Origin of the sequence: Streptomyces sp. S3(2020) (assembly GCF_013044505.1) — a bacterium.
Taxonomy (GTDB): Bacteria; Actinomycetota; Actinomycetes; order Streptomycetales; family Streptomycetaceae; genus Streptomyces.
The window spans coordinates 1-8,318 of sequence record NZ_JABERD010000310.1 but is presented as its reverse complement, the minus strand read 5'-3'; the positions used below and the strand labels follow the sequence as shown (position 1 = coordinate 8,318).

Sequence of the window (8,318 nt, the reverse complement as noted above, 5' to 3'; positions counted from 1 at the left end):
GGCCCCGAACTCCTCCCCTCCGTCCCCCTCCTGCGCGGCGCCGCCGAACTCGCCGCGGAGCTGGGCGCCCGGCAGACCTTCGAGTTCCTGCTCGGCCGGCATCTCGACGCCAACCCGCGCCAGTACACGCTCACCCCCGCCGCCCTCCCCGGCCTCATGGCCGAACTCGCGGGCCCCCCCCGCCCCGCCCCCGACCCGGCCTGCGGCACCGGAGCCCTGCTGCGCGCCGTCACCGCCCGCGCCGACCAGGAGCTGTACGCCCAGGACCGCGCTCCCGAACTCGCCGCCCTCACCGCGCCCCGGCCCGCTCTGCACACCCGGGCCCGCGTGCACGGCGCCACCGGCGACACCCTGCGCGCCGACGCCCACCCCGCGCTGCGCGCCGACGCCGTCCTGTGCCACCCGCCGTTCAACGAGCGCAACTGGGGCCACGACGAACTCGCCTACGACCCCCGCTGGGAGTACGGCTTCCCCGCCCGCACCGAGTCCGAGCTGGCCTGGGTGCAGCACGCGCTGGCCCGCCTCAAGGACGGAGGCACCGCCGTCCTCCTCATGCCGCCCGCCGCCGCCTCCCGCCGCTCGGGCCGCCGTATCCGCGCCGACCTGCTGCGCCGGGGCGCGCTGCGCGCGGTCGTCGCCCTCCCGGTCGGCGCGGCACCCCCGTACAACATCCCGCTCCACCTGTGGATGCTGCGCCGCCCCGAGAAGGCGCCCGCCCAGCCCGAGGTGCTGCTCGCCGACACCGGGCAGTTCGCCACCGAAGGGCGCGGCGGTCCCGACTGGCGGGCGGTACGGGAAGCGGTGCTCGACGCCTGGCGTGCGTTCGACCGCGCGGGCACGCTCCAGGAGCGTCCCGGCCTCGCGCGCTCCCTGCCCGTCATCGACCTCCTCGACGACGACGTGGACCTCGCCCCGGCCCGCCACCTCCCGCCCGCGACGGCGGCCGACGGCGCCGAGGCGCTCACCGCCGTGCGCGAACGCCTCGGCGAGACCCTGCGCCTGACCACCGACCTCACCCCGCCGCCCGCCGACACCGCACAGCCCGCCCGCTGGCCGCTCACTACCATCGGCGAACTCGCGCGCGGGGGCGCCCTGGTGATGCGCACCGGCGGAAACGGCGGCCACGCACGCGTGCCCGTCCTCACCGACCACGACGTCCTCGCCGGCACCGTTCCCTCCGGCACGCTCCCCGAGAGCGAGGAGGAGGCCGTGCTGGTCGAGCCGGGCGACGTCGTCGTGCCGGTGCTCGGCGGCGGCTCGATGGCCCGCGTGATCGACGACGCGAGCGGGGGCGCCGCCCTGGGGCGCAGTCTCGTCCTCCTGCGCCCCGATCCCACCGCGCTCGACCCCTGGTTCCTCGCCGGCTTCCTGCGCGGCACCGCGAACAACCGCCAGGCCAGCAGTTACGCCTCCACCGCGACCCGCCTGGACGTGCGCCGGCTCCAGCTGCCCCGGCTCCCGCTCGACGAGCAACGGCGCTACGGCGCGCGCTTCCGCGCACTCGACGAGTTCGAGCGGGCACTACGGCGCGCGGGCCGGCTCGGCGACCAGCTCGTACGCGGGATGTACGACGGCCTCACGGACGGCACGGTCGTACCCGACTGACGCCCAGGTGGCGCCCGGCAGTTGCGGAATCCGGCCCTCCGGGCGCCTGCGCCGTGGCCGGTACCGCCGTAGGACGTGATCAGCACGACAACGGTTCGGTACAACCCTGGACCGCATGTCGTTGTCGGCCTATACGCTCGAAGCGACAATCGCAGGAACGGGGTTGCCGGGCGTCGGCCGCCCCCGTACGCCCACCTCAGGCACCAGGAGCTGTCATGCATGGCCACGGCTACACGCCGCCGGTGAAGCAGCCGCCCCATCCGGCGTTGCTGGTCCTCCTGCGCGTGCTGTTCGTGGTGATCGCGATCTTCACGATCGGCCTGCTGGCCTGGGCGATGCTGCTGCGGCTGGCGCTCGTGACGCGCAGGGGGCTCGACTGGTGCCTGTTCGCGGCCTCCTTCGTCGCGATCGTCCTCGGACTGGTGCTGCTCGGCACGGAGCCCGGCGAGGAGATCCACACCGTGGGCGGCTGGACCGGCCTGATCCTGCTCCTGGGCACACTCATCGCCGCGATCTCGTACTACCTCTCCGCGGACATCCGCCACTTCCACCAGCTCCGCTACGGCGCGTACGCCCCGAAGCCCGCCCCGGCCCCGGCGTACGGCTATCCGCAGCCCCAGTCGCCGTACACCGCGACGACCCTGCCGCAGACACCGGCGCCGATCCCGCAGAGCCCGCTGCCGCAGCCGCCCGCACCCCGCGACGTGGTGCCCCACGCGCCCGTGCCCCCGGCGCAGCCGCCCCAGCGCCCCGCGCCGGCCCGCATCGACCAGGTGCGCGCCGAGCTCGACGAACTGAGCGACTACCTGCGCCGGCAGGACGGCAACCCCAACGGTGGCTATGAGGGCGGAAGGTGACCGTGGCGACAGGACGTGTCGTCGCAGGCCGCTATGAACTGTCCACGCTCATCGGACAGGGCGGCATGGGACAGGTCTGGACGGCCTACGACCAACGGCTCGACCGGCGCGTGGCGGTGAAGCTGCTGCGCCCCGACAAGGTGGCCGGGCAGGAGGCCGACGAGCTGCGCCGCCGGTTCGTGCGCGAGTGCCGGGTGACCGCACAGGTCGACCACCCCGGGCTCGTCACCGTGCACGACGCGGGCAGCGAGGGCGAGGAGCTCTTCCTCGTCATGCAGTACGTCGACGGCGCGGACCTCTCCGACCACCTCGCCGAACACGACCCGTACCCCTGGCAGTGGGCCGTCGCGGTCGCCGCGCAGCTCTGCGCGGTGCTGAGCGCCGTGCACGCCGTGCCGATCGTCCACCGCGACCTCAAGCCCCGCAATGTGATGGTCAAGCAGGACGGCACCGTCACCGTCCTCGACCTCGGCGTCGCCTCCGTCATGGACGCCGACACCACCCGCCTCACCCACACCGGCACCCCCATCGGCTCGCCCGCCTACATGGCGCCCGAACAGGCCATGGGCGGCGCGGTCGGCCCGTACACCGACCTGTACGCACTCGGCGTGCTCCTGCACGAACTCCTCAGCGGCGACGTCCCGTTCTCCGGCTCCACGGCGCTCGGCGTACTGCACCGCCACCTCTACGAGCCCCCGCTCCCCGTACGCCGCCTGCGCCCCGAGGTCCCCGAGGCGCTCGAAGCGCTCGTCCTGCGCCTGCTCGCCAAGGACCCGCAGCACCGGCCCGCCAGCGCGCAGGAGGTCTACGAGCACCTCGCGCTGCTCCTGCCCGCGCGCGGCACCCCCACCGGGTCGCCCCTGGATCCCACGCGCCCCTTCCTGCGCCCGCCATGCCGCTCGCGCCCCCCGCCGGGAAGCCCGACGTCGCACGCGCCGTCGACGAGGTCAAGCGGCTCCTCGGCGAGGGCCGCATCACCCAGGCCGTCGACATCCTCGGCGCGATCCTGCCCGCGGCCGCCGAACAGCACGGCGAGCACTCCCCGGTCGTCCGCACCCTGCGCAAGCAGTACGCCGCCACGCTCATGGACGACGGCCAGTACCGGCGCGCGCTGCCCGAACTGCGCCGCCTCGCCGACGAACGCGCCGCCGAGGCCGGCCAGGCCGACCCGCAGTCGCTGCGCTTCCGCTACGAGGCGGCCCAGTGCCTGGAGCAGCTCGGCGAACCGGCCGCGGCGCTCGCCGAGTTCCGCGCGCTGCTGCCGTACTACGAGAACCAGTACGTGGCCGGCGATCCCGAGCTCGCCCACGACGTCCGCCGCCGCATCGGCCACCTCCTGCTCGCCCTCGGCGACCGTGCCGCCGCCCACGACACGCTGGCCCGCCTCGTGCACGACGTGGAACGCCTGCACGGCCCCGGTCACCCGCTCGCGGTGGAGGTCCGGCGCACGCTGGAGTGGCTGGGACAGGTGCGCGGCTAGATCTTGCCGCGAGCCGAGGGAATCTTGTCCGCTCCTGGGGACGACGTCTCCCGAAAGCGAGGGACGCGCCCAGCGGACTGGACTGGCCGTGGGGCGCCACCCGGTACACCGGCCACAGCCGTGGCCCCGACCCCGCCTGCGGGGCGCGGCGGTGCCCCAAGTCCAGATGAATCGTTGGTCGAATGGGTTGGCCAGAGCTTGTCCACTGCCTACCATCGATCACCGCAAGACTTTGTGCACCGTCGCACAATCTCCTCGGGAGGCTTCCTTGCACCGCCGCCGTCGCACCGCGTTCCTCCTCTCCGCCGCGATCGTCGCGGCGCCCCTTCTCACCGCCTGCGGAAACGATGCGCATCCCGGTGCGGCAGCCGTCGTCGGCGGCCAGCGGATCACCGTCGCCCAGCTGGAGACCAGGGTGAACGAGGTACGCGAGGCGCAGCGCGCCGCGGTGCCCGACGAGGCGCAGTACGCGCAGGCCATCGCCAAGACCGGCACCCTCAGCCGGGACACCCTGCACAGCATGGTGCTCGACCAGGTCCTGCACCGCGCTGCGCAGGACGCCGGGGTGACGGTCACCCGCAAGGAGGTCCAGGACATGCGCGCCGGTCTGGAACAGCAGGCCGGCGGCTCCAAGGCCCTGGAGACGGCCTGGCTCCAGCGCTACGGCATCGCCCCCGAGCGCCTCGACGAGAACCTCCGCCTCCAGCTGGAGGCCCAGAAACTCGCCGCAGTCCTCGGCACCGACACCGGCCAGGCCGACTTCTGGCAGGCCATGGCCAAGGCGTCCAAGAAGCTCGACATCGACCTCAACCCCCGCTACGGCAGCTGGGACGACGAGAAGAGCAGCCGCGTCGACGCGAAGACGCCATGGGTACGGGAGGTCACGGCGACGGGGACGCAGGAGACGGCGTAAGGCGGGGCCCCCACCGGTCATACGATCCGACCGCGACCCTGCTCCTGTGGACAACCGATCAGGTCTGTCGGCGGCGTGGGTTAGCTTCGAAACGTGAACACCACCAGCCCCGAATCCGCCCCGGCCGTCACCCCCGGCCGCATCGTCCTGCTGACCACCAGCCACCGCGTCGCCCCCGGCCTGCTGTCCTGGCCCGCCTGGCAGGCGCTGCGCGACGCCGGCCGCGTGCTGTGCGCGGACGGCGCGCACCCGCAGCTGCCGTATCTGCGCGAGGCGGGGATACAGGTCGACGAGGCCTCCCCGACCGCGGAGGAACTGGTCCAGGCGTGCGCGGGCGGCCACACCGTGGTCGTGGTCGCGACGGGCGAGGGCGAGCCCGAGCTCACCGACGGCCTCGCCCGCCTCGCCGGCTCGGGCCGCGTGTCCATGCCCGAACTGGAACTCCTCCCCGCCTCCTACGACCTCCCGGGCGCCCGCCTCCTCGACCTCGTCCAGGTCATGGACCGCATCCGCGCCGAGTGCCCCTGGTCCTCCCAGCAGACCCACAAGGGCCTCGCCAAGTACGGCATCGAGGAGGCCTACGAACTCGTCGAGGCCATCGAGGAGGGCGACCGCGACGAACTCCGCGAGGAACTCGGCGACGTCCTCCTCCAAGTCGTCTTCCACGCCCGCATCGCCGAGGAGGACCCGGAGACACCCTTCTCCATCGACGACGTCGCCGGCGGCATCGTCTCCAAACTCATCCACCGCCACCCCCACGTCTTCGGCGACGAGACCGCCACGACCCCCGAGGAGGTCAAGGAGCACTGGCTGCGCACGAAGGCGATGGAGAAACAACGCGACTCGGTGACGGAGGGCATCCCCCTGGGCCAGCCGGGCCTGGCCCTCGCCGCCAAGCTGGCGTCGAGAGTGCGCACCGCCGGGTTGGACGTGCCGCTGCCGGGCACCGGGGGCGTCGGTTACGAGCTCCTCGCCCTGGCGGCCCGCGCGGAGGCGGAGGGCATCGACCCGGAGGCGGCCCTGCGGGCGGCGGCTCGGGTGTACCGGGATGCCGTGCGGGCGGCTGAGGGGCTCTCCGGTTAGTACCGTTGCTCCAACGGGTGGGTGTGAGGTGTGGGGGCCGACGTGGCATCGGAGTTGGAGCAGCTCAGGGACGACCTGCTGACGATCCGCAACGTACCGTCCGTGGCGGCACGGATCCTGGAGCTGCTGGATCGGTCAGGTGTTCCCGGGCTGGTGGAGCTCTGGATCCTGCAGAGGGGGGAGGAGACCGCTCCCCAGGCACGGCTGGCCTCGTTGGAGGCACTGCGCCTCGACCGTCCCCGGGAGTTCACCGAACTGCGGATCCTCGCGGAGGAGTACGCCCCCCGGCGGGAACCGACCGGCACCGCCCCACGTGTCGAGGCCGGCGGGAACCGCTCCGTGGCGGCGCGAGGCGACATCGGATTCGCCGTCACAGGAGACAACGCCACCGTCGGCACGACCCATGTCGCCGGCGACCATGTCGACTTCCGCAACGGCACCTTCCACGACGTCATAGGCGTGCAGCACCACCACTACGGCACCGTTCCCGCCCCGGGGCAGTGGCGGCCGGTGGCCGAGGTGACGCCGCTGGAGTTCGGTGTGCGGTCGACGAGGCATGTGCCGGGGCTGCCCGACGTACCGCCGTACGCCTCGCGTGACTGCGACGACCGCCTGCGCGCCACACTCGTGCACCCCGGCCTGGTGCTGATCCTGGGGGAGCCGTACGCCGGCAGGTCGTACACCGCGTGGCAGGGCGTACGGCTGTTGGAAGGGCGTCGGCTGTACGCCCTGGACCCGGGCGAGAACCTGCGCGGTGTGCTCGCCGCACTGCGCGGACAGCGGGGCGAGTACGTCGTCTGGCTGGACGATCTGAGCGACCATCTGGGCGCCGGTGGCATGGACCCGAGGCTGCTGGGGCGGCTCGCCGCACTCGGCGCCGTCGTGCTCGGCACGATGAGCCCCAACGACTACTACCGGCGCCGTTCCGGGACCGCGCCCGGCGACCGGGTCGTCGCCATGGCCCGCACGGTGGAGCTGGCGCGCGAGTGGAGCGAGGCCGAGCTGGAACGGCTGGCGGCGCACGACGATCCGCGTGCCTACCCGGCGTACATGTGGAGCGGCAGGGAGGGGGCGGCCTCGTACTTCGCGGTCGGGCATCTGCTGTTCGACGAGTGGCGCCGGGTGGGCACCCGGCTGGAGCATCCGGGCGGACAGTCGCTGGTGCGCGCGGCGGTCGATCTGGCCCGCTGCGGGGTCACCGGCGCGGTGCCCGCCGAACTGCTCCGGAGGGTTCAGGAGCAGTACGTGACGGAGAAACGGGAGTCGTTCGAGGAGGCGCTCGCCTGGGCGACGGCTCCGCTGTTCGGGGTTTCGGGACTGCTCGTGGCGGGCGAGGCGGAGGGCACCTGGCGGGCCTACGGGGCGCTGGTCGCGGAGGCGCTGCGGACAGGGGACCTGGAGCCGGTGCCGGACGAGGTGTGGTGGACGTTGCTCGACGCGGCGGCGTCCGAGGAATCGCTCGACCACGCGGCCCTGGCGGACGCGGCCCACGCGGCGCTGCGGTCGCGTATCGAGGCGGGGGACACGCAAGCGGCGTTCGATCTCGCGATCCGCAGCAGAGGTGAGACGGGCGAGGCTCTGCTGCGCCGGGCGGCGGACGCGGGACACACGAAGGCGGCGGCGTACCTGGCGCGGCTCATGCTGCGTCACGGGGACGCGGAGGCCGCGTTCCCCTATCTGGTGACCGCCGCCGACGGCGGGGACTCCTGGTCGGCGCTGCGACTGGGCCGAATGCATCGGGACCGCGCCGAGCGGTGGCTGCGTACAGCCGCCGAGGCGGGTGTCGGGGCCGCGGCCCATGAGCTGGGCGACATGCTGGTGGGGCAGGGACGCGAGGACGAGGCGGTCCGCTGGTACCGAACGGCGGTGGCCGCCGGCCACCGTGAGGTCGCGGCGAGCCTGGGCACCCTTCTGTACTACTGGAGCCAGCCCGAGGCGGAGCAGTGGCTTCGGTACGCGACCGCGTGGGGCGACCTGCGTGCCACCAACTGCCTTGGCGCCCTGCTCGACGGTAAGAAGGACGCCGACCGCTCCGAGACGGAGTTCCTCTACCGGCGGGCGGCGGCGGGCGGTGACGTGTCCGCGCCGGTGAATCTCGGCGTTGTGCTGGAGGACGACGGCCGGCACGAGGAAGCCCTGGAGTGGTACCTCAAGGGCCACGAACGAGGAGCCGCGGGTGCCTCGCGGCACATCGCCAAGCTGTTGAACAGGCAGGGGAGGGAAGCGGAGGCCGCGGAGTGGTTCCGCACCGCTGCCGCGGACCCGGAAGGACTCCCCGCGTCCTTTCCCCCACCGCCGGGCGGCATCGCCACCCCTCCTGCGGATACCGTCACCGAGTGACCGACCAGCCCACCCCCCTCCCCACCGCCCCCCCCCCCCC

5 protein-coding genes and 1 pseudogene are annotated in these 8,318 nt (G+C 73.5%); all 6 read left to right on the top strand.

The annotated features are described in order from the left end of the window. On the top strand, positions 1–1,605 hold a 1,605-nt coding region (locus HLK59_RS45830; protein ID WP_171147610.1), incomplete at its 5' end, for an N-6 DNA methylase. 215 nt (positions 1,606–1,820) lie between these two features. After that, positions 1,821–2,462: a hypothetical protein gene (locus tag HLK59_RS45825; protein ID WP_171147609.1), complete on the top strand. Its 642-nt coding sequence runs from the start codon at positions 1,821–1,823 to the stop codon at positions 2,460–2,462. Positions 2,463–2,527: 65 nt separating this feature from the next. Continuing rightward, positions 2,528–3,942: pseudogene (locus HLK59_RS45820) on the top strand (serine/threonine-protein kinase). Positions 3,943–4,210: 268 nt separating this feature from the next. Further along, the gene (locus tag HLK59_RS45815) at positions 4,211–4,855 is read left to right on the top strand and encodes a SurA N-terminal domain-containing protein (RefSeq protein ID WP_171147608.1); all 645 of its coding nucleotides are present in this window, start codon (positions 4,211–4,213) and stop codon (positions 4,853–4,855) included. 93 nt (positions 4,856–4,948) lie between these two features. Continuing rightward, positions 4,949–5,938 (top strand): nucleoside triphosphate pyrophosphohydrolase, encoded by a 990-nt coding sequence (locus tag HLK59_RS45810; protein ID WP_171147607.1) that lies wholly within the window; start codon positions 4,949–4,951, stop codon positions 5,936–5,938. Positions 5,939–5,980: 42 nt separating this feature from the next. Continuing rightward, the gene (locus tag HLK59_RS52550) at positions 5,981–8,278 is read left to right on the top strand and encodes a tetratricopeptide repeat protein (protein ID WP_171147606.1); all 2,298 of its coding nucleotides are present in this window, start codon (positions 5,981–5,983) and stop codon (positions 8,276–8,278) included. The last annotated feature ends 40 nt before the right edge of the window (positions 8,279–8,318 follow it).

What these genes read in the sequence shown, in the direction of transcription:
- HLK59_RS45825 (WP_171147609.1), top strand. Translation starts at nt 1,821, where the DNA reads ATGCATGGCCACGGCTACACGCCGCCGGTGAAGCAGCCGCCCCATCCG.